Source organism: Klebsiella sp. 10 (genome assembly GCF_018223925.1).
GTDB lineage: Bacteria > Pseudomonadota > Gammaproteobacteria > Enterobacterales > Enterobacteriaceae > Klebsiella > Klebsiella pneumoniae.
Window position 1 is genome coordinate 1 of sequence record NZ_JAGRRB010000011.1, and the last position, 26,162, is coordinate 26,162.

The 26,162-nt window shown below is 56.8% G+C and carries 27 protein-coding genes and 1 tRNA gene; 19 read left to right on the forward strand and 9 right to left on the reverse strand.

All coding sequences use genetic code 11. The features are described 5' to 3' along the window. Positions 1 to 182 precede the first annotated feature (182 nt). Positions 183 to 986: a 2,5-didehydrogluconate reductase DkgB gene (gene dkgB / locus KHQ26_RS11995; protein WP_020804775.1), complete on the forward strand. Its 804-nt coding sequence runs from the start codon at positions 183 to 185 to the stop codon at positions 984 to 986. Between the two features lie 45 nt (positions 987 to 1,031). Here dkgB and yafC read toward each other — a convergent pair whose 3' ends face one another. After that, positions 1,032 to 1,937, reverse strand: a complete 906-nt coding sequence (gene yafC / locus KHQ26_RS12000; protein ID WP_023302289.1) for a DNA-binding transcriptional regulator YafC — start codon at positions 1,935 to 1,937, stop codon at positions 1,032 to 1,034. 104 nt (positions 1,938 to 2,041) lie between these two features. On the opposite strand from yafC, the gene KHQ26_RS12005 reads away from it, so the two are divergent. From KHQ26_RS12005 to KHQ26_RS12015, 3 genes are all read left to right on the forward strand, one after another. Further along, positions 2,042 to 3,232 carry an MFS transporter gene (locus KHQ26_RS12005; protein ID WP_020804773.1) on the forward strand — a complete coding sequence of 397 codons (1,191 nt, stop codon included), beginning with the start codon at positions 2,042 to 2,044 and terminating at the stop codon, positions 3,230 to 3,232. 102 nt (positions 3,233 to 3,334) lie between these two features. Beyond that, the gene (locus tag KHQ26_RS12010) at positions 3,335 to 4,132 is read left to right on the forward strand and encodes an endonuclease/exonuclease/phosphatase family protein (RefSeq protein ID WP_002889629.1); all 798 of its coding nucleotides are present in this window, start codon (positions 3,335 to 3,337) and stop codon (positions 4,130 to 4,132) included. Between the two features lie 91 nt (positions 4,133 to 4,223). Then, complete coding sequence (locus KHQ26_RS12015; RefSeq protein WP_020804774.1) at positions 4,224 to 4,994, forward strand: class I SAM-dependent methyltransferase; 771 nt, start codon at positions 4,224 to 4,226, stop codon at positions 4,992 to 4,994. 57 nt (positions 4,995 to 5,051) lie between these two features. Here the strand turns inward: KHQ26_RS12015 and mltD are convergent, their stop codons facing one another. Then, positions 5,052 to 6,419 carry a murein transglycosylase D gene (mltD, locus tag KHQ26_RS12020; protein ID WP_002889632.1) on the reverse strand — a complete coding sequence of 456 codons (1,368 nt, stop codon included), beginning with the start codon at positions 6,417 to 6,419 and terminating at the stop codon, positions 5,052 to 5,054. A 71-nt stretch (positions 6,420 to 6,490) separates the two neighbouring features. Continuing rightward, a complete protein-coding gene (gene gloB, locus KHQ26_RS12025) occupies positions 6,491 to 7,246 on the reverse strand; it encodes a hydroxyacylglutathione hydrolase (RefSeq protein WP_004145833.1) in 756 nt (251 codons plus the stop codon). Between the two features lie 32 nt (positions 7,247 to 7,278). On the opposite strand from gloB, the gene KHQ26_RS12030 reads away from it, so the two are divergent. Next, positions 7,279 to 8,001: a class I SAM-dependent methyltransferase gene (locus tag KHQ26_RS12030; RefSeq protein WP_002889685.1), complete on the forward strand. Its 723-nt coding sequence runs from the start codon at positions 7,279 to 7,281 to the stop codon at positions 7,999 to 8,001. Here the strand turns inward: KHQ26_RS12030 and rnhA are convergent. Continuing rightward, positions 7,998 to 8,465, reverse strand: a complete 468-nt coding sequence (gene rnhA / locus KHQ26_RS12035; protein ID WP_002889686.1) for a ribonuclease HI — start codon at positions 8,463 to 8,465, stop codon at positions 7,998 to 8,000. The genes KHQ26_RS12030 and rnhA overlap by 4 nt on opposite strands. A 64-nt stretch (positions 8,466 to 8,529) precedes the next feature. Here rnhA and dnaQ point away from each other — a divergent pair, with 64 nt between their 5' ends. Both dnaQ and KHQ26_RS12045 read left to right on the forward strand, forming a co-directional pair. After that, on the forward strand, positions 8,530 to 9,261 hold the full coding sequence (gene dnaQ, locus KHQ26_RS12040; protein ID WP_004152034.1) for a DNA polymerase III subunit epsilon: 732 nt from the start codon (positions 8,530 to 8,532) through the stop codon (positions 9,259 to 9,261). A gap of 133 nt (positions 9,262 to 9,394) precedes the next feature. After that, positions 9,395 to 9,471, forward strand: a tRNA-Asp gene (locus tag KHQ26_RS12045). Between the two features lie 59 nt (positions 9,472 to 9,530). Here KHQ26_RS12045 and KHQ26_RS12050 read toward each other — a convergent pair. Beyond that, a complete protein-coding gene (locus tag KHQ26_RS12050) occupies positions 9,531 to 10,412 on the reverse strand; it encodes a LysR family transcriptional regulator (protein ID WP_004177340.1) in 882 nt (293 codons plus the stop codon). Between the two features lie 103 nt (positions 10,413 to 10,515). Between KHQ26_RS12050 and eamB the strand changes: the two genes are divergently transcribed. Then, a complete protein-coding gene (eamB, locus tag KHQ26_RS12055; RefSeq protein WP_020804771.1) occupies positions 10,516 to 11,106 on the forward strand; it encodes a cysteine/O-acetylserine transporter in 591 nt (196 codons plus the stop codon). Between the two features lie 30 nt (positions 11,107 to 11,136). On the opposite strand, the gene KHQ26_RS12060 is transcribed toward eamB, so the two are convergent. Both KHQ26_RS12060 and fadE read right to left on the reverse strand, forming a co-directional pair. Beyond that, the gene (locus KHQ26_RS12060) at positions 11,137 to 11,907 is read right to left on the reverse strand and encodes an amidohydrolase (protein ID WP_002889689.1); all 771 of its coding nucleotides are present in this window, start codon (positions 11,905 to 11,907) and stop codon (positions 11,137 to 11,139) included. A 178-nt stretch (positions 11,908 to 12,085) separates the two neighbouring features. Further along, the gene (gene fadE, locus KHQ26_RS12065; protein WP_002889690.1) at positions 12,086 to 14,530 is read right to left on the reverse strand and encodes an acyl-CoA dehydrogenase FadE; all 2,445 of its coding nucleotides are present in this window, start codon (positions 14,528 to 14,530) and stop codon (positions 12,086 to 12,088) included. A gap of 239 nt (positions 14,531 to 14,769) precedes the next feature. Here fadE and lpcA point away from each other — a divergent pair, with 239 nt between their 5' ends. Together lpcA and KHQ26_RS12075 are read left to right on the forward strand one after the other, a co-directional pair. Then, entirely contained in the window at positions 14,770 to 15,351 is a 582-nt protein-coding gene (gene lpcA, locus KHQ26_RS12070) for a D-sedoheptulose 7-phosphate isomerase (RefSeq protein WP_004145825.1), read from the forward strand. Positions 15,352 to 15,425: 74 nt separating this feature from the next. Next, entirely contained in the window at positions 15,426 to 16,193 is a 768-nt protein-coding gene (locus tag KHQ26_RS12075) for a class II glutamine amidotransferase (RefSeq protein WP_002889696.1), read from the forward strand. Here KHQ26_RS12075 and dpaA read toward each other — a convergent pair. Beyond that, positions 16,164 to 16,904, reverse strand: coding sequence for a peptidoglycan meso-diaminopimelic acid protein amidase (gene dpaA / locus KHQ26_RS12080; protein ID WP_002889699.1), 741 nt, complete (start codon positions 16,902 to 16,904; stop codon positions 16,164 to 16,166). The genes KHQ26_RS12075 and dpaA overlap by 30 nt on opposite strands. Before the next feature lie 411 nt (positions 16,905 to 17,315). Here dpaA and KHQ26_RS12085 point away from each other — a divergent pair, with 411 nt between their 5' ends. Genes KHQ26_RS12085 through nqrM form a run of 7 tightly spaced genes read left to right on the forward strand, consistent with a single transcriptional unit; the run spans position 17,316 to position 23,376 of the window. Further along, positions 17,316 to 18,659 (forward strand): Na(+)-translocating NADH-quinone reductase subunit A, encoded by a 1,344-nt coding sequence (locus tag KHQ26_RS12085; protein ID WP_002889702.1) that lies wholly within the window; start codon positions 17,316 to 17,318, stop codon positions 18,657 to 18,659. Between the two features lie 3 nt (positions 18,660 to 18,662). Further along, entirely contained in the window at positions 18,663 to 19,901 is a 1,239-nt protein-coding gene (locus KHQ26_RS12090; protein ID WP_004177337.1) for an NADH:ubiquinone reductase (Na(+)-transporting) subunit B, read from the forward strand. Further along, entirely contained in the window at positions 19,894 to 20,688 is a 795-nt protein-coding gene (locus KHQ26_RS12095) for a Na(+)-translocating NADH-quinone reductase subunit C (protein WP_004177336.1), read from the forward strand. The genes KHQ26_RS12090 and KHQ26_RS12095 overlap by 8 nt, the downstream gene beginning before the upstream one ends. Beyond that, complete coding sequence (locus tag KHQ26_RS12100) at positions 20,681 to 21,319, forward strand: NADH:ubiquinone reductase (Na(+)-transporting) subunit D (RefSeq protein WP_002889716.1); 639 nt, start codon at positions 20,681 to 20,683, stop codon at positions 21,317 to 21,319. Before KHQ26_RS12095 ends, KHQ26_RS12100 begins: the two co-directional genes overlap by 8 nt. A gap of 6 nt (positions 21,320 to 21,325) precedes the next feature. Next, the gene (nqrE, locus tag KHQ26_RS12105; protein WP_004177335.1) at positions 21,326 to 21,922 is read left to right on the forward strand and encodes an NADH:ubiquinone reductase (Na(+)-transporting) subunit E; all 597 of its coding nucleotides are present in this window, start codon (positions 21,326 to 21,328) and stop codon (positions 21,920 to 21,922) included. A 12-nt stretch (positions 21,923 to 21,934) separates the two neighbouring features. Beyond that, positions 21,935 to 23,158 (forward strand): NADH:ubiquinone reductase (Na(+)-transporting) subunit F, encoded by a 1,224-nt coding sequence (gene nqrF, locus KHQ26_RS12110; protein WP_002889720.1) that lies wholly within the window; start codon positions 21,935 to 21,937, stop codon positions 23,156 to 23,158. Positions 23,159 to 23,160: 2 nt separating this feature from the next. Next, positions 23,161 to 23,376, forward strand: a complete 216-nt coding sequence (gene nqrM / locus KHQ26_RS12115) for a (Na+)-NQR maturation NqrM (protein ID WP_002889722.1) — start codon at positions 23,161 to 23,163, stop codon at positions 23,374 to 23,376. Between the two features lie 222 nt (positions 23,377 to 23,598). Here the strand turns inward: nqrM and KHQ26_RS12120 are convergent, their stop codons facing one another. Then, positions 23,599 to 24,459: a glycerophosphodiester phosphodiesterase family protein gene (locus KHQ26_RS12120; protein ID WP_004177334.1), complete on the reverse strand. Its 861-nt coding sequence runs from the start codon at positions 24,457 to 24,459 to the stop codon at positions 23,599 to 23,601. Positions 24,460 to 24,618: 159 nt separating this feature from the next. On the opposite strand from KHQ26_RS12120, the gene dinB reads away from it, so the two are divergent. Together dinB and KHQ26_RS12130 are read left to right on the forward strand one after the other, a co-directional pair. Continuing rightward, entirely contained in the window at positions 24,619 to 25,674 is a 1,056-nt protein-coding gene (gene dinB / locus KHQ26_RS12125; protein ID WP_002889726.1) for a DNA polymerase IV, read from the forward strand. 2 nt (positions 25,675 to 25,676) lie between these two features. Beyond that, complete coding sequence (locus KHQ26_RS12130) at positions 25,677 to 26,129, forward strand: GNAT family N-acetyltransferase (protein WP_004177333.1); 453 nt, start codon at positions 25,677 to 25,679, stop codon at positions 26,127 to 26,129. Positions 26,130 to 26,162 lie beyond the last annotated feature (33 nt).

Here is a 26,162-nt window from a genome sequence, read left to right on the forward strand (position 1 = left end):
GTCCCGTCCGTTCCGCCACTTATTAAGAGCCCTGAGCATTTGCTCAGGGCTTTTTTGTTTGATCTGTTCTCTATTATTGCTAATTCAGCAAAAATCCTCTGCATTAATCGCTCTTTTTCCCCTCCACACCATCAGCCATAATTTCATCCGTTAACCGAAATGAAGAAATAACGAGGAAAATCATGGCAATCCCTGCATTTGGTCTTGGCACCTTCCGTCTGAAAGATGATGTTGTTATCGCATCCGTAAAAACCGCGCTGGAGCTGGGCTATCGTGCTATCGACACCGCGCAAATCTATGACAACGAAGCCGCGGTGGGTCAGGCTATCGCCGAAAGCGGCGTGCCGCGTAATGAGCTGTTCATCACTACCAAAATCTGGATCGAGAACCTGAGCAAAGACAAACTCATCGCCAGCCTGCAAGAAAGTCTGCAGAAGCTGCGCACGGACTATGTTGACCTGACGCTCATCCACTGGCCATCACCGAACGATGCGGTTGCCGTTGAAGAGTTTATGGCAGCCCTGATGGAAGCGAAGAAGCTGGGTCTGACCCGTCAGATTGGTATCTCCAACTTCACTATTCCACTGATGGAGCGCGCGATTGCCGCCGTTGGCGCTGAAAACATTGCGACCAACCAGATTGAACTCTCGCCGTATCTGCAAAACCGTAAAGTCGTCGACTGGGCACGTGAGCACGGCATCCACATCACCTCTTACATGACGCTGGCTTATGGTAAGGCGCTGAAAGATGAAGTGATTGCCCGTATCGCGGCGAAACATAATGCGACTCCGGCGCAGGTTATCCTGGCATGGGCGATGGGCGAGGGGTACGCGGTGATCCCGTCCTCGACGAAGCGTGATAACCTGGCCAGCAACCTGAAGGCGCTGGATCTGCAGTTGGATGATGAAGATCGACAGGCGATCGCTGCGCTGGATTGCAACGATCGGCTGGTGAGCCCGGAAGGTCTGGCGCCGCAGTGGGATTAATCACTCGCTACCGGTATGCCGTTCGCCCTGCCGCCCGAGAAGGTATTACGACAGCTTCTTCGGGAGCTGTTTTACGTGGTCGCTCAGAAAATCAATAAATGCCCTGATGCGAGTGCTGACCGCCCGGTCGCTGTAATAGACGGCACTGAAAGGCATTTCCACCGGTAAGCGCTTATCGGCCAGTAGCTCGACAAACTCTCCGCTGGCAATCTCTTTATCCACCATGTAATCCGACAGGCAGGCAATACCGTTGCCGGTAAGGCACAGCTGCTTGAGCGTTTCGCCGCTATTGGATGACACCGCCGCTTCGATCTCTAACAGCTGGCCATCGCAACAGGATACCGGCCAGGTATTCAGCGATACCGGCTCGGTGAAGCCGAGGCAGTGATGCTGTTTCAGATCGGATGGATGCTGCGGCATACCGTAGCGCGCGACATAGTCGGGCGAGGCGACGATCTTACGATAGCTGGTAAACAGCGGTCGGGCGCGCAGGCTGGAATCCGTTAAGGTCCCGGCCCGAATGGCCACATCCACTTTCCGTTCAATCAGATTGATAAACGTCTCAGACGAGACGAGCGACAGCGTCATTTCCGGGTAGCGCTCGCGAAATGGCTTCACCAGCGGCATGAGAAAATGCAGCATCACCGGCGTCGCGGCATCTACCCGCAGCAGGCCCCGCGGCGTCGTGCGCGTCTCCAGCAGATCGTTCTCTGCCGCCGCCATTTCCTGCAAGACCACCTGCATACGGCGAAAATAGCGCTCGCCTTCTTCTGTCAGGCTGAGCTGGCGGGTGGTCCGATTGAGCAGGCTTACGCCTAGCTTTGATTCCAGCTTTTTGACCGCCCGGCTGACGGCGGAGTTGGCCTGTCCGAGCTGCTCGGCCGCCCGGCTGAAACTCCCGCTTTCCACCACCGCCACAAAGATGGCGATCTCCTCTGATGTGGCTCTCATTATTGCACCTATAGCAAAATTCTATTGATACTTTGATAGTTTTTGTTATTTATACAACCCTTCATACTACGTGTCATCTTAATCCTGATGCTACGGAGTAAATTATGCCACTGGCGCTATTTGCCTTAACCATCGGTGCCTTCGCAATTGGCACCACTGAATTTGTGATTGTCGGCCTGGTCCCGACCATTGCTCAGCAACTCTCTATCTCCCTGCCTTCGGCGGGACTGCTGGTCTCTATCTACGCGCTGGGCGTGGCGATCGGCGCCCCGGTACTGACGGCGTTGACCGGGCGTATGCCGCGTAAACAGCTGCTGCTGGCGTTGATGGTGCTGTTTACGGCGGGTAATGTGCTGGCCTGGCAGGCCCCGGGCTATGAAACGCTGATCCTGGCGCGACTGCTGACCGGCCTGGCACACGGCGTGTTCTTCTCTATTGGCTCGACAATTGCTACCAGCCTGGTGGCAAAAGAGAAAGCGGCCTCGGCCATTGCCATTATGTTCGGCGGCCTGACGGTCGCGCTGGTAACCGGGGTACCGTTCGGGACTTTCATCGGCCAGCATTTTGGCTGGCGGGAAACCTTCCTCGCGGTATCGATTCTGGGCGTCATTGCCCTTATCAGCAGCCTGATTCTGGTACCGAATAATATTCCGGGCCGCGCCAGCGCCAGCCTGCGCGATCAGATTAAAGTATTAACCCATCCGCGCCTGCTGATGATCTACGCCATTACCGCGCTGGGCTACGGCGGCGTGTTTACCGCCTTTACCTTCCTTGCGCCGATGATGCAGGAGCTGGCCGGTTTCAGTCCGTCAGCGGTGAGCTGGATCCTGCTGGGCTATGGTGTCTCGGTGGCTATCGGTAATGTGTGGGGGGGCAAACTGGCCGATAAGCATGGCGCCGTCTCCGCGCTGAAGTTTATCTTCGCCGCGCTGGTGGTGCTGCTGCTGGTCTTCCAGTTGACCGCCAGCGTTCACTATGCCGCGCTGGCAACGGTACTGGTGATGGGCATCTTCGCCTTCGGCAACGTGCCGGGTTTGCAGGTGTATGTGGTGCAAAAAGCCGAACAGTACACGCCTGGCGCCGTCGACGTCGCTTCCGGCCTGAATATTGCCGCCTTTAACGTCGGCATTGCTCTGGGGTCGATCGTCGGCGGACAGACGGTCGAGCGGTACGGTCTGGCGCAGACGCCGTGGATTGGCGCGATGATTGTGCTGGTCGCTTTGCTGTTGGTGGTCCTGAGCGGACGTTTAGATAAATTGCCACGCCGTTCGGCAGCGCTTTCTCCCGAAGGCTAAGGGTTTCTCGCAATTTGCATTGAAAGTGTATGGGAAAATCCCTATAACAGAATAACCAGTCGTCGTCGGGCTGGTTTCTGTTATCGAGGATTAATGCCCAAATTGCGAAAGAACACCTACGCCATGCGCTATGTCGCCGGACAACCTGCGGAGAGAATATTGCCTCCGGGGGCGTTTGCGGGCGTAAGTCCGGTTTATCCCGCCGGCACGCCGTTAAGCAGCGATGAGAAGATCCGCGTGCTGGTATGGAATATCTTCAAGCAGCAGCGCGCAGAGTGGCAGTCGGTCCTCAAAAATTTCGGCAAAGATGCGCATTTGGTCCTGTTGCAGGAGGCGCAAACCACCCCAGAACTGGTCCGGTTCGCGACTTCAAACTATCTGGCCGCCGATCAGGTGCCGGCGCTGGTATTGCCGCAGCATCCTTCCGGCGTAATGACGCTGGCCTCCGCGCACCCCATCTATTGCTGTCCGCTGCGCGAGCGCGAGCCTATTTTGCGATTGCCGAAATCGGCGTTAGTGACCGTTTATCCGCTGCCGGATGCGCGGTTGTTGATGGTAGTCAATATCCATGCCGTCAACTTTAGCCTTGGCGTCGACGTCTACAGCAAACAGCTGCTGCCAATTGGCGATCAGATCGCCCATCACAGCGGGCCGGTGATCATGGCCGGCGACTTCAATGCCTGGAGCCGGCCGCGGATGAATGCGCTGTACCGCTTTGCGCGTGAGATGTCGTTACGCGAAGTTCGTTTCTCAGACGATCAGCGCCGCCGCGCGTTTGGTCGTCCCCTCGATTTTGTGTTCTACCGTGGGTTAAGCGTGCACGATGCTTCCGTGCTGGTGACCCGCGCCTCCGACCACAACCCGCTACTAGTCGAATTCAGTCCCGGCAAGCCTGATTAATTTAAGGTTGGTCAGGCCTGCCATGGGGCAGGCCTGCGCATGCATGGTGCTGCCTTTTATTACTCAAAAAAAACCGTAAGGACAAGACAACATGACAACACGCTCTCACCATGACAACGTCGAAAAGCAGTTCGGCTCCCAGGCTAGCGCCTATCTGACCAGCGCCGTACACGCCTTTGGTCGCGATCTGCAGCGGCTGGCGGAACGGCTGGCTGATTTTCCTCAGGCGAAAGTGCTGGATATGGGCTGCGGGGCAGGGCACGCCAGCTTTACCGCGGCGGGACAGGTTGCCGAGGTGACCGCCTATGATTTATCGAGCCAGATGCTGGAGGTCGTTGCCGCCGCGGCAAAGGAGAAAGGTTTTAGCAATATCGTGACCCAGCAGGGGTACGCCGAAACGCTGCCGTTCGCTGATGCCAGCTTTGATGTGGTGATTAGCCGCTACTCCGCTCACCACTGGCATGACGTTGGCCAGGCGCTGCGTGAGGTGAAACGTGTTCTCAAGCCGGGCGGGGTGATTATCGTGATGGACGTGATGTCGCCGGGTCATCCGGTACGTGATGTCTGGCTGCAGACGGTGGAAGCCCTGCGCGACACCTCGCATGTGCGTAATTATTCCAGCGGCGAGTGGTTGACGCTGGCGACTGAAGCGGGGCTGGTGGTTAACCAGTTGTTGACCGATCGCCTGCCGCTGGAGTTCAGTTCATGGGTGGCGCGGATGCGTACTCCTGAGCCGCTGGTGGAGGCGATTCGCTTATATCAGCAGAGCGCTTCGGCGGAGGTCAAAGCGTACTTCGAGTTACAGGAGGACGGATCGTTTACCAGCGATACCATTCTGTTCGAAGCGCATAAAGCGGTTTAATTTAGGCAATAAAAAAGGCACCGGGGAAGTCGGTGCCTTTTTGTCGAACCAGAGGTATCAGGACTCTGGTCGATCGCTGTTTTTCACAAACAACGTTAGCTGATCGCCTGGGCGCAGGTTGTCGGTATCGCTGTTCCAGCGCATCACGTCGCGAATATTAACGCCGTGACGTTTGGCGATGCTCGACAGCGAATCGCCTTTACGAACGCGATAGGTGATGCTATCGCTGTTGTTCGCCAGACGCTGGGCGCTGCTGCCTGCGCCAATAACCAGATTCTGCCCAACCTTTAATCCAGAGCCGCGCAGGTTATTCCACTGCTGCAGATCGCGGGTCGTCACACCAAGACGGGAAGCTATCCCGGAAATGGTGTCGCCGGAACGCACCTTATAGCTACGGCTGGTCAGCGGCGTATTGTCTGCGAGCTGCGTCGGCTGCACGGCGGCAATGTCGCCAGAGGCCAGCGATTCACGCAGCTGTGCGGCGTGCTTCTGCGGCACCATGACGTACTTTGGCCCGCTCGCGCCCAGCGTTGACCCTTTTACGCCCGCATTGAACGTCTTCAGCTTGCTGACCGGCATACCGGCCATGTCCGCGAGCTGAGAAATATCAACCGGACTGTCGAGGCGAACGCGCGCCAGCGCACGGCTTTCATCAGCCGTAGGCAGCTTTACGCCGTAACGTTTGCTGTTTTTGAGAATGTCGCTCAATGCCAGCATTTTCGGGACGTAGATTTTCGTTTCATGCGGCAGAGACAGCGACCAGAAATCGGTGGGTTTGCCACGCGAACGGTTCGCTTTTACTGCCTTCATGACCCGGCCTTCGCCGCTGTTATAGGCTGCGACCGTTAACAACCAGTCGCCGTCGAACATTTTGTTCAGACGTTGCATCATGTCCAGCGCCGCGGTAGTAGATGCGACGACATCACGACGCGCATCGTAACTGCGGGTCTGTTTTAAACCATAATTGCGCCCTGTGCTCGGAATGATCTGCCAAATGCCTGCGGCATTGGCGCCAGACGTCGCGTGTGGGTCAAAAGCGCTCTCCACTATGGGTAGTAATACCAGTTCCATTGGCATGTTACGTTTCTTAACCTGCCCGGCTATCCAGTACATATACGGCTCTGCCCGTAAAGTTACATCGTGGAGATAGCTCTTATTTCTTAAGTACTTCTGTTTCTGTTCGCGAATCCGGGGATTATCCGGTATTCCCATCTTTAGCTCGTCGCCTATGGAAGTCCACAGATCCTGGTCTTGCGCGTAGAAGGTTCCATCATCTAACCAGCGCGCTTGACTTGTGAACTTGCCTGCTTCCCCTTGACCAGCCGCAGAAAGGCTCTGTGCTCGCTGTTCGACGGTGCCATCGTGCTTAGACGCCTGGCACCCCACCAGCAGGACAGAGGCGAGTAATATCGCTCGTGCCTTCATGTGTGTGTCAATAGTTGCTTAAAAGACGACCAAGGATAACGGCGAAGTTGGCCGATGACAAGAATTAAATATCAGAAGTCATCTTTCTTTGACCTTAACCATGCAAATCGCGCCACAGAGTGTTGCAAATTTGTTTCTTTGTTAATTTTATCAATTAAATCAATATCATTTACGCGTAAAAATAAATTTATACGCCGCTCATTTTTCAGAGTTACGGGTAGTGTTTTTTGTTTTTTTGCACGTAACTCATTAACTTTATGATAGTAATCGTTTATGTCCCTATCATCTGGCAGGATACTCAATGCAAACTTCATATTCGCTAACGTATATTCATGTGCGCAACATATGAGGGTTTCTTCAGGAAGGGCGTTAATTTTCATAAATGATTGATACATCTGCTCTGCTGTACCTTCGAACAGCCTTCCACAGCCGCCGGAAAACATCGTATCGCCACAGAACAGATAAGGTTCGCTGTAGTAACAGATATGTCCTAATGTGTGACCTGGCGTAGAGAAAATGGAAAAATCGTGCCCGAGAATTGACAGCCGATCGCCATCGCCTACCACCTGAGTGACGCCTTTATCCTGGGTTTCCGCCGGCCCGTAAACCACTATAGAAGGGAATTTTTCACGTAATTGTTTTACGCCGCCGACGTGATCCTGATGATGATGGGTCAATAAAATAGCCTCGGGCTGCCACTGGTTTTCCTCGATGGCTGCCAGAACCGGCGCGGCTTCGCCTGGATCTACGATGATGCAGCGGCCGTTATTCTCACTGAGAACCCAGATGTAGTTGTCCTGAAACGCGGGAATACTGATAAGATTCATAAATTACCTCTAAAGCGTAGCGGAAGGTGGCAATGAAGCCGGCAAGGATACCTCACACAGTGACAGCGCCTGAGCATTGGTCCAGTATGCCGTGGGGCGAATACTATCGCGAAACGCTGGAGCAGCAGATGAAACCGTGGCTGGCTAAATTATATGGCTTTCATCTGCTTAAGATTGGCAATCTGAGCGCGGAAATCAATACCGAAGCTTGCGCCATCTCGCACCAGGTGAATGTCTCGCTGGCGGGAAATCCAATGCAGGTCCGGGCTGACCCGCTGCATTTACCCTTTGCCGAAAAGTCCGTTGACGCCTGCCTGCTGGCGCACACCCTGCCGTGGTGTAGCGATCCGCATCGTCTGCTGCGGGAAGCCGATCGTGTACTGATCGATGATGGCTGGATGATCCTGACCGGGTTTAATCCGGTCAGCCTGATGGGGTTGCGTAAGCTGGTGCCGGTCCTGCGCAAAGGAACGCCTTATAATAGCCGTATGTTTACGCTGATGCGCCAGCTGGACTGGCTGGCGCTGCTCAACTTTGAAGTGCTGCACTATGGACGTTACCAGGTTTTGCCCTGGTCGCGCCATGGCGGCAAATTGTTGAGCACCCATCTGCCGGCGCTGGGCTGTTTGCAATTGATTGTCGCCCGCAAACGGACCATTCCGCTGACGCTCAATCCGATGAAATCCGGCAAAGCGAAAACTCAGCTGCGGCCGGCGGTGGGCGCCACCCGGCAGTGGCGCAAAGGGCAGAATTAACTCTCAGGCAGGTAGCCGACATCGTCCAGTGTGGGGTGGGAGGCCGCCGCGCGCGCCAGCTCGTCGCAGCGTTCATTTTCAGGATGGCCGGCGTGGCCCTTTACCCATTCCCATTTAATTTTATGCTGGCCAAGCGCGGCGTCCAGCCGCTGCCAGAGGTCGACATTTTTCACCGGCTTTTTCTCTGCCGTTTTCCAGCCGCGCTTTTTCCAGTTGTGGATCCACTGGGTGATCCCCTGACGAACATACTGGCTGTCAGTGCTGAGCACCACTTCGCAATGCTCTTTTAACGCTTCCAGGGCAACAATTGCCGCCATTAGTTCCATGCGGTTATTGGTGGTCAGACGGTAGCCAGCGCTGAAGGTTTTTTCGTGCTGGCGGTAGCGCATGATGGCGCCGTAGCCGCCAGGTCCTGGATTACCCAGGCAAGAGCCGTCGGTGAAAATTTCTACCTGTTTGAGCATCTCTGGTAGACTTCCTGTAATTGAAATCGATTTGTAAACGATAAGTCTGACATAAATGACCGCTATGAGCACTGCAATTACGCGCCAGATTGTTCTCGATACCGAAACCACCGGTATGAACCAGATCGGGGCACACTACGAAGGACACAAGATCATTGAGATCGGCGCCGTGGAGGTGATCAACCGCCGCCTGACCGGTAACAATTTTCACGTCTATCTGAAGCCCGATCGGCTGGTGGATCCTGAAGCATTCGGCGTACACGGGATCGCCGATGAGTTCCTGCTGGATAAACCTACCTTTGCCGACGTGGCTGATGAGTTTATGGATTACATCCGCGGCGCGGAGCTGGTGATCCATAACGCCTCGTTCGATATCGGCTTTATGGATTATGAATTCAGTAAGCTAAACCGCGGCATCGGAAAAACCGAGACCTTTTGTAAAATCACCGACAGTTTGGCGCTGGCGCGGAAAATGTTTCCAGGCAAGCGCAACAGCCTCGATGCGCTATGTTCGCGTTACGAAATAGACAACAGCAAGCGTACGCTGCACGGGGCGTTGCTCGATGCCCAGATCCTTGCCGATGTCTATTTGATGATGACCGGCGGCCAGACTTCGATGGCGTTCTCTATGGAAGGCGAAAGCCAGCAGCAGGCGGGAGAGATGGGAATTCAGCGCGTCGTCCGCGCCGGCAGTCAGTTACGCGTGGTTTATGCCTCAGATGAAGAACTGGCGAACCATGAATCCCGCCTCGACCTGGTACAAAAGAAAGGCGGAAGCTGCCTGTGGCGTGCCTGATAGCCACTAAAATGAATTAAAAATAGGCGGTTGGGTGATTTTTGCAGCAAACGATTCAAAATGGTAGAAAAAGCGTTGACGGGGTAGAGGGGAATCCGTAATATTCGCCTCGTTCCAAACGGAACAACAACGCGGAGCGGTAGTTCAGTCGGTTAGAATACCTGCCTGTCACGCAGGGGGTCGCGGGTTCGAGTCCCGTCCGTTCCGCCACTATTCAGAAAGCCTGAGTCAGCAATGATTCAGGCTTTCGTCGTTTTCGTCGCCGAATTTCAGCGCGCCTCTTGTTCCTCCTGCATGCACTGCATAAATACCCGCATCGCCGGACTGATAGCCTTCCCGGCATGGTGGGCGCAGAGCGCATGGATCGTCAACGGCGTCTCGCTGAATGGCAGCTCAACCAGCGTCCCGCGCTTGAGCTCGTCCTCCACCGCAAAGCGTGGCAGAAAACTCACTCCCAGATTTCCCGCCACGCACTGCTTGATACTCTCAATACTCCACAGCTCAATGGTGTTCTCCAGAGTAATTTCGCGCTGGCGCAGGGTGCTTTCAAAAATCTGCCGGAACACGCACTGGGGTTCGTTGATGATAAAGCTCAGCGGGATATGCTGCCGCGGGCGCATGAAGTCTACCGGCGCCTGCTCGACCGATGCGACCAGCGCCAGCGACTGCTGGCCAAGCTCCATTATCGTGAGCGCGTCATCGTTACCCACCCGGTAAAACACCCCCAAATCGACCTCGTCGGCAAGCAGCGCATCGCGGATGCTGTAGCAGTTGAGCGACTGCAGCGACAGGCGCACTTTCGGAGCGCGTTGCTTAAAACGCTGCAGCACCCGCGGCATTTTATACGCCAGCAGCGTTTCGCCAGTGGCGACGCGAAGTTCGCCGCCGGGCTCATCGTCCTGGCGTGCCGCCTGACGAATCGAGGCCATCACTTTAGTCAGGTCGTAGACATGCGGCAGGACCTTCTTACCGGCGGCGGTGAGACACATCCGCCGGCCGATTTTCTCAAACAGCGGGATGGCAAGCTCCTGCTCCAGCTGCTGGATATGAAAAGTCACGGTGGACTGAGTGCAGCATAGTTTCTGCGCCGCGCGCAGAAAGGAACCTTCTTCGACAACAGTTTTGAAGGTGATGAAGCGTCGCAGATCCATATTTCCTCTTTGTATCGATATTATCGAAGCGAGAATGAAAAAATATTCATTTTTTTAAATTATCAGCTTCGGGTAGTGTCTGCCAGACAAGAGGAGAAAACCCGTGACACCTACCCTGATAAGCGCCTTTTTAACTTACACTTTGATCACCGCCCTGACACCCGGGCCCAACAATATCCTGGCGCTGAGCAGCGTCACCTCCCATGGTCTACGCCGCAGCCTGCGGGTGCTGGCCGGGATGAGCGTCGGGTTTATTATCACTATGTTGATTTGCGCGGCTTTAACCTTTTCGCTGGTTGAACTCGACCCACGCTTTACCCTGGTATTGGGATGGATTGGCGCGGCGTACATCCTGTGGCTGGCCTGGCAGATTGCCAAAAGCAAACCGGCGACAGGGACGCCGAGTGTAGAACCGGTAGGCTTTTGGGCGAGTCTGGGGCTACAGTTCGTCAACGTTAAAATTATTCTGTATGGCATCACCGCGCTTTCTACCTTTGTTCTGCCCGTTACTCGCGAGCCTGTTTGGCTTATCAGCGTGAGTCTGCTGCTGGCGGCGATTGGCGCGCTGGGAAATCTGTGCTGGGCGCTGGCGGGGCATCTGTTTCAGCGCCTGTTTTTGCTGTACGGGCGGCAACTGAACTGGATGCTGGCAGCGTTATTGGTCTACTGTGCTGTGCGGATCGTGGTGGAATAAAAAGGGAGCGCAGCGGCTCCCGAAGGGTGATTAGCCGATCGTGAAAGGATCGGCATCGCGCCAGGCGGGGAATTTTTCACGATATTCCTGAAGGGCGCTCAGCGACAGCTCGGCATCAAGACGAGTGGCCTGATGCGGATCGGCGGTGGCGATAATCTCCCCCTGGGGATTGATAATCCGACTATCGCCGCGGTAATGATGGCCGTTGCCGTCAGTGCCAACCCGGTTACAGCCGGCGACATAGGCCTGGTTTTCAATCGCGCGGGCGATCAGCAGCGACTGCCAGTGCAGCGAGCGCGGCGCCGGCCAGTTGGCGACATACAGCGCCAAATCATAGTCGTTCTGATTACGCGACCATACCGGAAAGCGCAGGTCGTAACAGACCAGCGGCAGGATCCGCCATCCACGCCATTCAAAGACCACGCGCTGGTTTCCGGCCTCATAGTGATGATGTTCATCGGCCATACGGAACAGGTGCCGTTTATCATAATGGTGCACCGTACCGTCAGGCTCGACCAGCAGGAAGCGGTTAACAGCGCCGTGTTCAGTTTGCAGCGCAGCGCTGCCGGCAATCAGCGCCTGGGATTGCGCAGCCCGGGCATGCATCCACTCCACCACGTCGGCCTCGGGTAAAGACTGTTTTGCCGCTTCCATGGCAAAGCCGGTGGTAAACATCTCTGGTAAAACAATCACATCGCGCCCGGTGATTCCTTCCAGTTGGCGATCAAAATGGCGCAGGTTGGCAGGGCCGTCCATCCAGACCAGCGGTTGTTGCAACAGCGAAATTTTCAGGCCAGGCACAATGGTCAACTCCATTCTCATGAGGGGGTTAGGTTAACTGTAACACCATATCAGCCGCGCGGCGGTCCGCGGAATATTTTGTTAAAAAAATGCTACTGATGGAAACGAAAGGGGAGGAGAGGGCGAAAAAAAGGCGGGGAAAGTTCCCCGCCCGGCGTGTGATGTGGTAGTGGTTTTATTATGCAGCTTCAACTTTACGAACTTTTTCCGGCAGCTTTACCGGCTTTGTCGCCAGCTCCTCTGGCGCAAAGTCGTCGACGTTAATGCTGCGCAGACGGCTATGCTCTGCACGGGTAAGAATGGCGGCCTCATCCTGACTGATTAATCCTTTGGCCAGCGCGTTGTGGGCCAGCTCATCCAGACGGGTGAACGGCAGATTTTTACCCAACTCTTTGCAGATCCGCTGGTGGATAGGATCGGCCGCCATCACTTCCAGCAGGGCCTCTTCCAGCAGGCCTACCGGGTTATGCTCGCTCGGCGTCAGATACTGACCGCGACCGATGCGGGAGCGCGTGGCGCTGGGCACCTGCAGAATTTTGGCGACCTGGTGGTCCAGCCTATCCGACGGCGCATGATGATGACGGCCGGTCGGGAAGATGACCAGGCGCATTACGCCTGCCACCAGACGGTTCGGGAAATTGTCCAACAGATCGTCAATGGCTTGCTCGGCCTGGTGCAGCGCGTCCTGTACCCCCCAGTGAACCAGCGGCAGATCGGCTTCATTGCGTCCTTCATCGTCATAGCGTTTCAGCACCGCCGAGGCCAGGTACAGCTGGCTTAACACATCCCCCAGACGGGCGGAGATACGTTCGCGTCGCTTGAGGCTGCCGCCGAGCACCGCCATTGAGACGTCTGACAGCAGTGCCAGGTTGGCGCTCAGACGATTCATTTGCTGATAGTAGCGACGGGTGGCGTCACGAGTCGGCGCGCTGCTGGTGCGCCCGCCGGTCAGGCCCAGCCAGAAACTCCGCACTTTATTACTGCCGACATGGCCGATGTGTTTGAACAGCAGCTTGTCATAGGCGTTCAGGTCATTATTCTGCGCGGCGGCCATCTCCTCCAGTACGTACGGATGGCAGCGAATCGCCCCCTGACCGAAGATCATCATGCTGCGGGTCAAAATGTTTGCGCCTTCCACGGTGATGGCGATAGGCGCGCCCTGATAGGCCCGGGCGAGGAAGTTGCCTTCGCCCAGCATAATGCCTTTCCCGCCGGTAATATCCATCGCGTCGATAATGGAGCGCTGGCCGCGGTGGGTGCAGTGATATTTCACGATAGCGGACAGCACTGCAGGTTTCTCGCCGAGCATGATGCCGTAGGTGATCAGCGACGCCGCAGCGTCCATCACATAGGCGTTACCGGCGATACGCGCCAGCGCCTCTTCAATCCCTTCCATTTTGCCGATGGAGATTTTGAACTGGCGGCGAATATGGGCGTAAGCGCCAGTCGCCATGGCAACGGATTTCAGACCACCGGTGGCGTTGGACGGCAGAGTAATACCGCGGCCGACCGATAGACATTCAACCAGCATGCGCCAGCCCTGACCGGCCATGCTTGGGCCGCCGATGATGTAATCGATAGGCACGAAGATATCTTTGCCGCGGGTTGGACCGTTCTGGAACGGCACGTTCAGCGGGAAGTGGCGACGGCCGATTTCCACGCCCGGGGTGGAGGTGGGGATCAGCGCGCAGGTGATACCCAGCTCTTCTTCTCCGCCCAGCAAACGATCCGGGTCAGAGAGTTTGAAAGCCAGCCCCAGCACGGTGGCGATAGGCGCCAGCGTGATATAACGTTTGTTCCAGGTCAGGCGCATCCCCAGCACCTGTTGACCCTGCCAGTCGCCCATGCACACCACGCCGGTATCCGGGATGGCGCCGGCGTCAGAGCCCGCTTCCGGGCTGGTGAGAGCGAAGCAAGGGATTTCCAGGCCGCGTGCCAGACGCGGCAGATAATGATTCTTCTGTTCTTCGGTACCGTAATGCTGCAGCAGTTCGCCCGGGCCCAGCGAGTTCGGGACGCCGACGGTGATCGCCAGGATGCCGGAGACGCCAGAGAGTTTCTGCAGTACTCGTGCCTGAGCGTAAGCGGAGAACTCAAGTCCGCCATACTCTTTCTTAATGATCATCGCGAAGAAGCGGTGCTCTTTCAGATAGGCCCACAGCTCCGGCGGCAAATCGGCCATTTCGTGGGTGATGGCGAAGTCGTTAGCCATCCGGCAGGCTTCTTCAACTGGGCCGTCGAGGAAAGCTTGCTCTTCGGCGGTCAGCCGCGGCTGCGGATAGTTATGTAACTTTTGCCAGTCAGGATTGCCGCGAAACAGATCGCCTTCCCACCAGGTAGTGCCGGCGTCGATGGCTTCTTTTTCCGTGCGCGACATCGGCGGCATCACCTTGCGGAATGTGCGAAACGCCGGTGCGGAAATCATGGATTTACGCATAGGCGCAAAGTTAAACGGCAACAGTATGATCGCCAGCGGCAGCAGCAGCCAGATATTCCACACTCCGGCCGCGCCGAGCGCCGCGGTCCAGGCGAGCAAAATCACGCTGCTGAGCAGCAGGCTGACCCGGTGATAGAAGAGCGCGCCGAGTAAAACGACGGTTGCAACAATACTCAAAATCATCATAGAGAAATGCTCCCTGAGCTTGTAGGAGGTCTGACCACTTGTGATGTATTGGTTGTAGTGCATGCGTTTTTATTTAGCAATGTGTTTACAAAATAATTACAACCTTGCTCACATTGTTGTATGCAAAAGCGGCACATAAAATCAAAAGAGCGAGGGATAACGCTGCCTGCTGCTTCTCGCTTCGACGGCTATCCGGTACACTGCCGGGGTTATTCCACTCATACTGAAGGATTATCCTCATGTACCAGGATCTTATTCGTAACGAACTGAACGAAGCCGCGGAAACGCTGGCTAACTTTCTGCAGGACGAAGCCAATATCCATGCTATCCAGCGTGCCGCTGTCCTGCTGGCGGATAGCTTTAAGGCGGGTGGGAAAGTGCTGTCCTGCGGTAACGGCGGTTCCCATTGCGATGCGATGCATTTTGCGGAAGAGCTGACCGGACGTTATCGCGAAAACCGCCCGGGTTACCCGGCCATCGCGATCTCCGACGTCAGCCACCTCTCCTGCGTGAGCAATGATTTTGGCTATGAGTATGTGTTCTCCCGCTACGTTGAATCCGTTGGCCGCGCAGGCGATGTGCTGCTCGGTATCTCCACGTCTGGCAACTCCGGCAACGTGATTAAGGCCATTGAGGCCGCGCGGGCGCAGGGGATGAAAGTGATCACCCTGACCGGTAAAGACGGCGGTAAAATGGCCGGTAGCGCTGATGTTGAAATTCGCGTGCCGCACTTTGGCTACGCCGACCGCATCCAGGAGATCCATATCAAAGTGATCCACATTCTGATTATGCTGATCGAAAAAGAGATGGCGAAAGGCTAACAGGCAGGTGAGTGTGTACTGTTGACGGTGGCCTCGCTCCGGCGCCGTCGTGATTTGTGAGGGTGAGGTGATCTATGTGCGAACTGCTCGGGATGAGCGCCAATGTGCCAACCGATATCTGTTTTAGCTTTACCGGGCTGGTGCAGCGCGGCGGCGGGACGGGGCCGCATAAAGACGGCTGGGGCATCACCTTCTATGAAGGTAAAGGCTGTCGCACATTCAAGGATCCCCAGCCGAGCTTTCAGTCGCCGATCGCGAAACTGGTTCAGGATTACCCCATTAAGTCCTGTTCCGTCGTCGCCCATATTCGTCAGGCCAACCGCGGGAGGGTGGCCCTGGAGAACACCCATCCCTTCACCCGCGAACTGTGGGGGCGCAACTGGACCTATGCGCACAATGGGCAGCTAAAAGGCTATAAGTCGCTGAAAACCGGTAATTTTCATCCGGTAGGTGAAACCGACAGTGAAAAAGCGTTTTGCTGGCTGCTGCACCGTTTAACCGAGCGCTATCCGCGCACGCCGGGCAATATGCTGGGCGTTTTCAAGTATATCGCCACCCTCGCGGGTGAACTACGTGAGAAAGGGGTGTTCAACATGCTGCTGTCGGACGGGCGCTACGTAATGGCGTTCTGCTCGACCAATCTGCACTGGATAACCCGGCGAGCGCCGTTCGGCGTGGCAAAACTGCTGGACCAGGATGTGGAGATCGACTTTCAACGCGAGACCACACCCAACGATGTGGTCACGGTTATCGCCACGCAGCCGCTGACGGCCAATGAAACCTGGCATAAGATCATGCCAGGCGAGTGGGCGTTATTTTGTCTCGGGGAGCGTGTAGTTTGAGGCCAGCTGCGGCTGGACAACCTCGTGGCTGAGCGGCTTGCTCACCACATAGCGGCCGTCGGTCACTGATACGACCGGCGGTTTGTGGGTCTGCTGGAAATAGTCATAGCCTGGCTTGAGCTGTTTCCAGAAATCCGCGTAGTAGGAGTATTTGTGGCGTTCCATGTTGGCGTTGGTCATGCGGAACGGATAGATACTCACCTGCACGCTTGGCTGGCCGAAGACTAAGGCGCCGGTCACGAACTGGAAGATCTCATCGATACCGCTGTCGGTCATGGCGTAGCAGCCGACTGAGACGCAGTCGCCGTGGATCATCAGGTATTTCCCTTCATAACCATGGGCGCGATCGTAGGCGTTCGGGAAGCCGATGTTAATCGCTTTATAGAAGCGGCTGTCGGGTTTGAGCTGGCTGCGGGTGACGTTATAGAACCCTTCCGGACTCTTGAAATCGCCCTGGCGCTGTTTCGGACCGAGGCCACCGGAGTAGTTGCAGATCCGGTAGCTGTCGAGGAGCTGGTAGGTCTCACCCATTTTGACGTAAAGGTCGAGCATGCGCTCTTCTTTAAAGATCTCAATGTAAACCGGTGAACCCATTAATTGCTGCTTATATTCTTTGCTTACCGGCGTTGTCGGGCTGTTGCTGCTGAGCAGCCCGGCAAATGACACGCACGGCAACAGAAGCATCGCAATAAATAATGCGATTTTGCGCATACTGCTTGTTCCTTGATAAAACAAAATAGCCACATTGCCAGGACGGCAAGAGAGACCCGAAATCAGAGTTTTCTGGATTTAGAGCGCTCACATTAGCATCACGGCATTTTTTCGCAAGGGCGACGTGGCGGCGTTTACAAATCAGCCTCACTTTATACCCTGCCAGCGACGAAAACACAGTGAGAACTTTGCGCAATAGCTCGCATTTTAGAAGCACTTATCGCCCCTTGCGCTACAGCCGCCGCTCACGAAATGTTACACTTGCGCCGGTTCATCATCAGAGTAAGAAAGGATGCTTCTCTTCCGTCCTGAGCGCTACTGGCGCCGTTTCGCCCTTTCTTCTCTGCCATTCTGTCAATAAGCTGGCCCTGACCTGCGTCGGGGTTGAGGTTACGGATACCTGCTAACGATATGATTAAAATCACGAAAGGGCTGGATTTGCCCATAGCTGGCATGCCATTACAGCAGATTTCTCCCGCGCCAGCGGTGAAGCGCGTCGCGCTACTCGGCGAAGAGTACGTTGGCATGCGCCCCGCGATGGCGGTTAAAGAAGGCGATCGGGTCAAAAAAGGTCAGATCCTGTTCGAAGATAAAAAGATCCCTGGCGTCTGCTTTACCGCCCCGGCGAGCGGGATCGTCAGCGCGATCCACCGCGGCGAACGGCGCGTGTTGCAGTCGGTGGTGATTGATATCGAGGGCAATGACGCGGTGGCGTTTACCCGTTACGCCGCGGACGCGCTGGCCGAACTGCCGCGCGACACCGTACAGCAGCAGCTGCTGGCGTCGGGCCAATGGACGGCGCTGCGTACCCGACCGTTCAGCAAAACGCCGCTCCCGGGGAGCACGCCCGCCGCTATCTTTGTTAACGCCATGGACACCAATCCGCTGGCGGCGGAGCCGCAGCCGATTATTCTGGCCGAACGTGCCGCCTTCGACGCCGGTCTTACCGTGCTCACGCGCTTGACCGACGGGAAAGTGCACGTCTGCCAGCCCAGCGGCGGCAAGCTGGGCGGTCATCCTCTCGGCCAGGTTTGTTTCAATCAGTTCAGCGGGCCGCACCCGGCGGGGCTGCCGGGAACGCATATTCACTTTCTGGAGCCGGTGAGCCTGAATAAGCAGGTCTGGCACCTCAATTATCAGGACGCGATCGCCATTGGTAAGCTTTTCCTCGACGGGGAGCTCTACTGCGAACGGATAATTGCGCTCGGCGGCCCGCAGGTAACATCTCCGCGGCTGGTCAAAACGACGCTCGGCGCCAGCCTGGAGGATCTGCTGGCAGGTGAGCTGCAGGAGGGGGAAAACAGGGTCATTTCCGGCTCGGTGCTTAGCGGCGCCCGCGCCCATGGCCCTCACGCCTTCCTGGGGCGCTTCCATCTGCAGGTGAGCGTGGTCAAAGAAGGGCGGGAAAAAGAGCTCTTCGGCTGGGTGATGCCGGGCAAAGAGAAATTCTCGATTACCCGCACCACGCTGGGCCATTTCTTCAAGCGCAAGCGCTTTCATTTTTCCACCGATACCAACGGCGGCGAGCGGGCGATGGTGCCGATCGGCAACTACGAGCGGGTGATGCCTCTGGATATCCTGCCGACCATACTGCTGCGCGATCTGCTGGCCGGAGACACCGACAGCGCTCAGGCGCTGGGCTGTCTGGAGCTGGATGAAGAAGATCTGGCGCTGTGCACCTATGTTTGCCCTGGAAAGTATGAATATGGCCCGGCGCTGCGCAGCGTGTTAACCCGGATTGAGCAGGAAGGATAAGAGATGGGCTTAAAGCACCTGATTGAGAAACTTGAGCCGCATTTCACGCATGGCGGCAAGCTGGAAAAATATTACCCGCTGTATGAGGCGGCGGCGACCATCTTCTACACGCCGGGCCAGGTAACCCGCAGCGCGGCGCACGTGCGCGACGCCATCGACCTGAAGCGGATGATGATCCTCGTGTGGTTTGCCGTATTCCCGGCGATGTTCTGGGGCATGTACAACGTTGGGCTGCAGACCATTCCGGCGCTGCACAAGCTATACGGCGCCGAACAGCTGCAGCAGGCGATCGCCAACAACTGGCACTACAGCGTCGCCCAGTGGTTAGGCGTCAGCTTCAGTGCCGACGCCGGCTGGCTGAGCATGATGACCCTGGGCGCGGTATTTTTCCTGCCTATCTACCTCACCGTCTTTATCGTCGGCGGCTTCTGGGAGGTGCTGTTCGCGATTGTGCGCAAGCATGAGATTAACGAAGGTTTTTTCGTTACCTCTATTCTCTTCGCGTTGATTGTGCCGCCCACGCTGCCGCTGTGGCAGGCGGCGCTGGGGATCTCCTTCGGCGTGGTGATCGCCAAAGAGATTTTCGGCGGCACCGGGCGCAACTTCCTCAACCCGGCGCTGGCGGGGCGCGCGTTCCTGTTCTTCGCCTATCCGGCGCAGATTTCCGGCGATCTCGTATGGACCGCGGCGGACGGTTTCTCCGGCGCCACGCCGCTCTCCCAGTGGGCCAGCGGCGGCGGTGAAGCGCTGGTGAACGTGGCGACTGGCGTGCCGGTGAGCTGGATGGACGCCTTCCTCGGCAATATTCCCGGCTCAATTGGCGAAGTGTCAACGCTGATGATCTTCATCGGCGGGGCGATCATCCTCTTTGGCCGCGTCGCGTCCTGGCGCATCGTCGCCGGGGTAATGATCGGCATGATCGCCACCGCCACCCTGTTTAACGTTATCGGCTCCGACACCAACCCGATGTTCGCTATGCCATGGTACTGGCATCTGGTGCTCGGCGGTTTCGCCTTCGGGATGATGTTTATGGCGACGGACCCGGTATCCGCCTCGTTTACCGATAAAGGGAAATGGAGTTACGGCGTGCTGATCGGCGTGATGTGCGTGCTGATCCGCGTGGTGAACCCGGCTTATCCGGAAGGGATGATGCTGGCGATCCTCTTCGCCAACCTCTTCGCACCGCTGTTCGATTATCTGGTGGTGCAGGCCAATATTAAGCGGAGGAAGTCGCGTGGCTGAGAAGAAAAGTAACGATAGCATCGGCAAAACGCTGCTGGTGGTGCTGGTGCTTTGTCTGGTCTGCTCCATCGTGGTGGCGGGCTCGGCCGTGGGGCTGAAATCCCGCCAGCAGGCGCAGCGGGCGTTGGATAAGCAGCGCAATATCCTGGCAGTGTCAGGGCTGATGCACCCCGGTATGGATGCGGATGCGGTAGCGGACACCTTCGCGGCGCGCATTACCCCGCGACTGGTGAATCTGGCCACCGGAGAACTGCTGGAGAAAGACCCGGGTAAATTTAATCAGGCTCAGGCGCTGAAGGATCCGCAGCAGAGTATGGCCCTGGATGCCAGTCAGGATCCGGCTGGTATAAAGCGACGCAGTAATCTGGCGGAAATTTACCTGGTGCGCGACGCGCAGCAGAAGATTGAGCAGGTGGTGCTGCCCATTTATGGCAACGGCCTGTGGTCGATGATGTATGCCTTCGTGGCGCTGGACGTCGATGGCCGCACGGTAAAAGGCATTACTTACTACGATCAGGGCGAAACGCCGGGGCTGGGCGGCGAGGTGGAAAACCCGAACTGGCGCCAGCAGTTTGTCGGCAAGCAGGTGCTGGATGACAACGGCATGCCGGCGCTGAAGGTGGTGAAAGGCGGCGCGCGCGCAGGCGATCTCCACGCGGTTGACGGTTTATCCGGCGCCACGCTGACGTCCAATGGCGTACAGCATAGCTTTGATTTCTGGATGGGCGAACTGGGCTTTGGTCCGTTCCTGAAAAAGGTTCGTGAGGGAGAGCTGAATAATGGCTGAACAGAGCGATATGAAAGAGGTGAAGCGCGTGCTGGTGGGGCCGCTCATCGCCAATAACCCCATCGCCCTGCAGGTGCTGGGCGTCTGCTCCGCACTGGCGGTAACCACCAAACTGGAAACCGCCTTCGTGATGACCATTGCGGTGACCCTGGTGACGGCGTTCTCCAGCATGTTTATCTCGATGATCCGCCACCATATTCCCAATAGCGTGCGCATCATCGTGCAGATGGCGATCATCGCCTCGCTGGTGATCGTGGTGGATCAGCTGCTGCGGGCTTTCGCCTATGAGACCTCCAAACAGCTGTCGGTATTCGTCGGGCTTATCATCACCAACTGCATCGTGATGGGCCGCGCCGAAGCCTACGCCATGAAGTCGCCGCCGCTGGCGAGCTTTATGGATGGTATTGGCAACGGTCTCGGCTATGGCGCGATCCTGATTATCGTCGGCTTCCTGCGCGAGCTTATCGGTAGCGGCAAGCTGTTCGGTATCACGGTGCTGGAAACGGTGCAGAACGGCGGCTGGTATCAGCCGAACGGCCTGTTCCTGCTGGCGCCGAGCGCGTTCTTCATTATCGGTTTGCTGATCTGGGCCCTGCGTAGCTGGAAGCCTGAGCAGCAGGAAAAGGAGTAATCGGTGATGGCTCATTACATCAGCCTGTTTGTCCGCGCGGTGTTCGTTGAGAACATGGCGCTGGCCTTCTTCCTCGGGATGTGCACCTTTCTTGCGGTGTCGAAAAAGGTCTCCACCGCCTTCGGCCTCGGCGTCGCGGTGACGGTAGTGCTGGGGCTTGCCGTGCCAATCAATAACCTGGTCTATAACCTGGTGCTGCGCGACGGCGCGCTGGTTGAGGGGGTGGATCTCAGCTTTCTTAACTTCATCACCTTTATCGGAGTGATCGCCGCGCTGGTGCAGATCCTCGAGATGATCCTCGATAAGTATTTTCCGGCACTGTACAACGCGCTGGGCATCTTCCTGCCGCTGATTGCGGTTAACTGTGCGATTTTCGGCGGCGTTTCGTTCATGGTGCAGCGCGATTACAACTTCCCGGAGTCCATCGTCTACGGCTTCGGCTCCGGCATTGGCTGGATGCTGGCGATCGTGGCGATGGCGGGGATCCGCGAAAAAATGAAGTACGCCAACGTGCCTGCCGGTTTGCGCGGGTTAGGGATCACCTTTATCACCACCGGACTAATGGCGCTGGGCTTTATGTCCTTCTCCGGCGTGCAGCTATAAGGGCGAATAAGTATGGAAATTATTCTTGGCGTCGTGATGTTCACGCTGATTGTGCTGGTGCTGTCGGGGCTTATCCTGGCAGCGCGCTCAAAGCTGGTGAACGCGGGCGACGTGGTTATTGAGATCAATAACGAAGCGGATAAACAGATCCGCACCCCGGCGGGTGACAAACTGCTGAACACGCTGTCCAGCAACGGGATCTTCGTCTCCTCCGCCTGCGGCGGCGGCGGCTCCTGCGGCCAGTGTCGGGTAACTGTTAAAGAGGGCGGCGGGGATATCCTGCCGACCGAGCTTTCGCATATTACCAAGCGGGATGCCAAAGCCGGTTGCCGTCTGGCCTGTCAGGTGGCGGTGAAGCAGAACATGAAGATTGAACTGCCGGAAGAGATTTTCGGCGTCAAAAAATGGGAGTGTGAAGTTATCTCTAACGATAACAAAGCCACTTTCATTAAAGAGCTCAAGCTGCGGATCCCGGAGGGGGAGGTGGTGCCGTTTCGCGCCGGGGGCTATATTCAGATTGAATGCCCGCCGCATAAAGTAGCCTATGCAGATTTTGATGTTCCCGATGAATACCGTTCAGACTGGGATAAGTTCAACCTGTTTCGCTATGTCTCTGAGGTGAAAGAGCCGACCCTGCGCGCCTACTCAATGGCTAACTATCCGGAAGAGAAGGGCATCATTATGCTCAACGTGCGCATCGCGACGCCGCCGCCGAAGGTCCCGGATGCGCCGCCGGGGATCATGTCATCCTATATCTGGTCGCTGAAGCCGGGCGATAAGGTGACGATTTCCGGGCCGTTTGGCGAGTTCTTTGCTAAAGAAACCGACGCCGAGATGGTGTTTATCGGCGGCGGCGCCGGGATGGCGCCGATGCGTTCGCATATTTTCGACCAGCTCAAGCGCCTGCACAGCACGCGCAAAATCAGCTTCTGGTACGGCGCCCGTTCGCTGCGCGAAATGTTCTACGATGAGGAGTTTGAACAGCTGGCGCGCGACAATCCAAACTTTACCTTCCACGTCGCGCTCTCCGATCCGCTGCCGGAAGATAACTGGACCGGGCATACCGGCTTTATCCATAACGTTCTGTACGAGAACTATCTACGCGATCACCCGGCGCCGGAAGACTGCGAGTTCTACATGTGTGGGCCGCCGGTAATGAACGCCGCGGTAATTAAGATGCTCAAAGATCTGGGCGTCGAGGACGAGAATATTCTCCTCGACGACTTTGGAGGCTGACGATGCTGACGGTATTTATCGCGACCTTTGTGATTTTTGCGCTGGTGATCCTCGGCATGTCGCTGGGCTACCTGGTGAAGCGCAAGAGCATCCAGGGCAGCTGCGGTGGGATCTCCGCGCTGGGGCTGGAGAAAGTCTGCGATTGTCCGGAACCGTGCGACGCGCGTAAAAAGCGCCTCGCCCGCGAGGCGCAGCGTCAGCAGCGGCGTATTTTGTAATGCCCGGCGGCGCTGCGCATGCCGGACCTGCTGCTTCAGTTTTGTAGGCCGGGTAAGGCGCCAGCCGCCACCCGGCATAAAGCGGCTCCGTGCCCGGCGGCGCTGCGCTTGCCGGGGCTGCTGCTTCGGTTTTGTAGGCCGGGTAAGGCGCCAGCTGCCACCCGGCAACAACATGCCAGCAATGTGAGGCCGCTTTCGCGGCCTTTTTAGCCGTTGACTCCCTTACTGCCAGCTTTTCGCCTGCGCCGGAGAATCCACCATCACCCCGTCGGCGCCCAGTTCTATCGCCATGCGGTAGTCTTCCGCACTGTTGATGCCGAAGAAGATAATGTGCGCTTTATCCTGCGAGCGGAAGCAATCCATTGCCTCTTTATCCCAGGTGAGCGTCGCCGGGGAGATCCCTTCGCCAAGGGTGAATTTCTCCACCACCTCGACTTTGCGCTTCAGCTCCAGGCCATACCACTGCTCACCATCGCGTTGACTCGCTGGCTGGCACTGATGGCTGAGCGAAATATTGGCAAGCCTGGTGCGGGTTTCACTGCGAGTGACAAAGCGAGGGATGGCTGGCGGCAGGGCGGCGATATAGCGGTCTTCGGTGGAATAGACCCGCACGCGATCGAGGCTATCGGTGGTTTTTAACACTTCAAGCAGGCGCTGGCCCATCACGGTCGGATCGGCATCCGGAGATTTGATATCGATATAGAAAAAAGTGTGCGGCCATTGCTGTAAAACGCTTTGCAAGGTCGGAATGGTGGCCTGCTTACCACGCCACGGGTGGCTGTCATCCCCCCATTTCCAGCCGGCGTCGACTTTCGCCAGCTCGGCGGCGGTCAAACTGGAAACTTTGCCCTCGCTATTGGTCAATGCGGAAAGATCGCTTGACCGGTAGAGCACCGGTACGCCGTCGCGGCTTAACTGCACCGTGACCCAGATGGCTTCGGCGTTATTCTCCAGCGCCAGCTTAATGGCCGGCAGGGTATTTTCCGGCGCATCGCCGGTGCCGCCGCGGTGGGCTATCAGCTGTGGAGCGGCCCAGGCGCCGGCGGTGGCCAGCAGGCAAAGCGCGGTAAGTATTTTCTTCATGATTATATCTTCCTGATTTATCTTTTAACTCAATGAAAATAAACATAATTTATTGCAGTTTTATGTTTTAACCGCTTTTTTAGCCGATGAAATAAAAAAAGCATAAAATTCGCATCTGTTTTTGCTATGCTGTATGGGTATACAGTGTTGAGTCTGACGATGCGTAAAATTATCCATGTCGATATGGACTGTTTCTTTGCGGCGGTGGAGATGCGCGACAACCCAGCGTTGCGCGATATTCCCCTCGCGATAGGCGGCAGTCGGGTACAACGTGGCGTGATTAGTACCGCGAACTATCCTGCGCGTAAGTTTGGCGTGCGCAGCGCCATGCCGACGGCGACGGCGCTCAAGCTGTGCCCGCACCTCACGCTGCTTCCTGGCCGCTTTGATGCCTACAAAGAAGCCTCGAACCATATCCGCGAAATTTTCTCCCGCTATACCTCGCGCATTGAGCCGCTGTCGCTGGATGAAGCCTATCTTGACGTCAGCGACAGCGAGCATTGTCACGGGTCAGCCACCCTGATAGCCCAGGAGATCCGCCAGACCATCGAACGGGAGCTGCGCCTCACCGCCTCGGCGGGGGTGGCGCCGGTGAAGTTTCTCGCTAAAATCGCTTCAGATATGAATAAACCCAACGGCCAGTTCGTTATCGCTCCCCATCAGGTGGCAGAGTTTGTGCGGGCGCTGCCGCTGGCGAAAATACCCGGCGTCGGGAAGGTATCGGCAGCGAAGCTGGAAAATATGGGCCTGCGAACCTGTGGCGATGTGCAGAACAGCGATCTGGCCATGCTGCTTAAGCGCTTCGGTAAATTCGGGCGTATTCTGTGGGAGCGCAGCCACGGGATTGATGAGCGGGAAATTCATAACGATCGGCAGCGTAAATCGGTGGGCGTGGAGCGCACCTTAGCGGAAGATATACATGAATGGCCGGAGTGCGAAGCGATTATCGAAAACCTCTATCCCGAGCTGGAGAGGCGACTGGCGAAGGTCAAACCTGATCTGCTGATCGCCCGCCAGGGCATTAAACTGAAATTCAATGATTTCCAGCTGACCACCCAGGAGCACGTCTGGCCGCGGCTGAACAAAGAGGATCTGATCGCCACCGCGCACAAAGCCTGGGATGAGCGCCGCGGCGGACGGGGCGTGCGCCTGGTTGGGCTCCACGTGACGTTGCTCGATCCGCAGCTGGAAAGGCAGCTTTTATTAGGGATTTAGCCATGCATATTCTTGCTTACCGCGACAGCGATTTGCCACTGCTCTGCCAGATCTTTCTGCGCGCGGTGCGGGAAACCGCCAGTCGGGACTATACCCCGGGGCAGATCGCGGCCTGGGCGCAGGTGGATGAGACGCGCTGGCGACAAAAGCTGGCCGACTCAATCGGCCTGGTGGCCGTGGTCAACAGCCAGCCGGTTGGCTTTATCACCGCCATCGGGACGCATATCGATTTGCTGTTCGTCTCGCCGGATCGTGCCCGCCAGGGTATCGGCGGCGCGCTTATCGAGGCGCTCTGCGTTCAGTATCCAGCGCAAATCCTGACGGTGGACGCCAGCATTACCGCAAAGCCCTGTTTTACGGCTCATGGTTTTAAGGTGGTGGCTGAGCAACGGGTGGCGGCGCGCGGGGAGTGGTTTATTAATTACCGGATGGAAAAACGCGTGGCGCTAAGGTGATGCGGGGTAAAACCGGCGGCGGGCCGCCGCCGG